Consider the following 2514-nt stretch of genomic DNA (forward strand, 5'->3'; position numbering starts at 1 on the left):
TGTACAACCACCAGTTACCGCAGTCAGCGCTCAAGAGCAGTACGCCGATGCAGGCGATGAAAGAGTGGTACCAGACCCACCCGCACCTGTTTCACAAGCGACCATATGATCGTACGGGATGCGACAATTAGGCAGCACAGCCAGAAGAGCCTCGATTTCCTGCAGCCCCATGTGAAAATCGCTCAAGAATCTAGCTGGGACTAGATTGAGCGGGATGGCTAGCTATTCGTTAAAACCGACGCCACTTCGTGGCGCGGCTTAACTTCAGGAGTTCAAATTTGAGTACTTATGCACAAGCAATATCTTCTGAAATAGACAATGCATTGCGTCTAGTGAGTCAATACATAATCGAAGGTTATGATGCCTCAGATATTAAGCTTCTAATTTCAAAGATCGCTTCAGCTACAGAGCTATTTCTCAAACGCGATGTGTTTCCCGCGAAAAGCAATAAGGATAATTTTCACTCATTCATTGAAGAGTTAAAAAATCACTCTATAAGCCAGGTTAACGTAGATTTTATTCACGATATTAGGCTTTTATATAATAATTGCAAACATGATCCTAATAGTGTCGTAAGCATACTCCAAGTCAAGGAGCTACTTGAAAAACTTAAGTTGGCTATAGTTGATATCTCAACAAGAAATGTCGGTCGTGTCAATTACCCTGTTCGAGCGACTAACACTAGAATTTTTTGGATTTGCGCATGGGATCATTATGTCAATGGGGAAACTGAGGTTGCTATCTTCCTTCCAGGTGAATACGATGGTTATTTAGGGGTGCCCTCTGTAGATCATGTAAGCATTCATGGATCGAAATGGGATGCTTTCAAAGCTGATCTACCAAATTCTGGAGCTGTTCATCCTCATGATGGACTTATACCGGAGGGGCAGCTCAAATTCTGGTTTTCTGAAGGTGATTGTTTAATACCTTTCGTGTTCGAAGGTGAATACAGCTCTTTAATTAGTTGTCTATCAAATTATCTCAAAGATGTAGATCTAATCTCAGGTTTAGCCAGAGAAGATGACCCAGTAAAACTACTGCAAGCAGCAGTAATGGCAGTGAGTGATGCTTATAAAATTGATCCTAATGCATCAAGAGAATTGCAATGTGTGAGAGCATTTACGCTAGCAAACAGACAATATGCAGTACTCCCAAAATTTAATGACCGTATAGAGCGCTATATCAGTAAAGTGGTGGATGTAATTGATCGATCTCCGCTGTTAGCGAAGTCCGCTTTAACAGGGCCAATATGGGTCACAAAGGTTTCCTATGATTCAAATGAATCAATCTATCGAGATGATTCAATTAAAACTCTCATCGATTCGAAAAATAGAATTGTGCTTGGCATCAGAAAGCTTTAACAAGGCACTGCTGTCAGAAAAATTTTCCGCAGTGTGCGGCGTTAGGCACCAAAGATTCAAGGAGGCCAGATGTCTGTAAAAGAGCCGAAACTAGAACCCACGGAACTGCAAAGCCAGATCCTCGCCAACCTCGGCACCTACTCGGATCGAAACGCATTCGAGTGCTTTGCTCTTCTGATGGGGAAGGCTCAGCTACTTGAGTTCGGACTAAAAAACCTTTTGCAGCGCACGTGTGCTATCGAGCAAAGCGAAATGGAAAAATGGACGATGGGCCGGGTTGCCAATGAAATGGCTTCGCGTGCATTTCGTGGAGACTATATTCACCTTCTAAAGAACTTCGTACAGGAGCGGAACTACATTGCCCACGAAATGTTGGTGAACAACGCCATCTTCAGATCTATGGCTCCCAACATTAGTGCACGTTTCGAGTTCAAACAGCTTCAGGACCCTGCCTATAACCTGGAACGTCTGTTGATCTTGCATGACTGGTGCGAAGAGCACAAAGCGTGGGGCCCGGTCACTAACACTTAACCCTCAGTCAAGGGGATGTTTTGCTGCAAGTTGCCCCCTTACCTCAAACGTTGAGCGTCCGTTTTTATTAGCAGCCACCGACAACTTCTGGCCGGGCTGCGACAGTCGCAGATCGACCCTGAGCCGCCATCCAGCTAGAAGCGCCATAGCCGTCACTCAATGGCCAGCATGTCCTGAAAAACCTCGGCTTACTGCAGCACCATGTCACGCGAGTCCGCAAACCGTGCCATTGCACAAATATTCGTATGCATTGCGCATGGGCCTGCTCCGTGCGTAGGCTATAGTGCTTGTTACAAACTCGCTCACGGCGCTTATTCAACAACCGCGTGGCGCGTAGCATAGGAGATGCGGCGGGTTTTATGGCTCAATTTGGCACTGTATTTTCATCCAATACACCTGCCGCAAGCGTAGGCTACAAGCCCCTTACTGCGTTCATTTCATACCAATTTAGACCGCAAGCGCCAGATATGGCCTTCGGGTTGGTGCGGTCTACATTAGTTAGAGAAATATTAAAATGAGAACTTACTTTGATGTTTATGTAAGAAGAATGCAGTTTTCAAAAATAAAATTTGACGAAGATGCTGCGCAGGAGGTTAAAGATAGATTGTGGCAAGCAGAATAT

At 44.9% G+C, this 2514-nt stretch carries 2 protein-coding genes and 1 pseudogene; all 3 read left to right on the forward strand.

Annotated elements, in window-relative coordinates; all coding sequences use genetic code 11:
• A pseudogene (locus NFX52_RS29740) lies at positions 1 to 131 on the forward strand (IS481 family transposase); the annotation flags it as partial.
• 147 nt (positions 132 to 278) lie between these two features.
• Positions 279 to 1361, forward strand: a complete 1083-nt coding sequence (locus tag NFX52_RS29745) for a hypothetical protein (RefSeq protein WP_156358599.1) — start codon at positions 279 to 281, stop codon at positions 1359 to 1361.
• A 69-nt stretch (positions 1362 to 1430) separates the two neighbouring features.
• Entirely contained in the window at positions 1431 to 1892 is a 462-nt protein-coding gene (locus NFX52_RS29750) for a hypothetical protein (RefSeq protein WP_055394724.1), read from the forward strand.
• The last annotated feature ends 622 nt before the right edge of the window (positions 1893 to 2514 follow it).

This window comes from Acidovorax facilis (assembly GCF_023913775.1).
Lineage (GTDB): Bacteria > Pseudomonadota > Gammaproteobacteria > Burkholderiales > Burkholderiaceae_C > Acidovorax > Acidovorax facilis.

What these genes read in the sequence shown, in the direction of transcription:
- NFX52_RS29750 (WP_055394724.1), top strand. Translation starts at nt 1,431, where the DNA reads ATGTCTGTAAAAGAGCCGAAACTAGAACCCACGGAACTGCAAAGCCAG.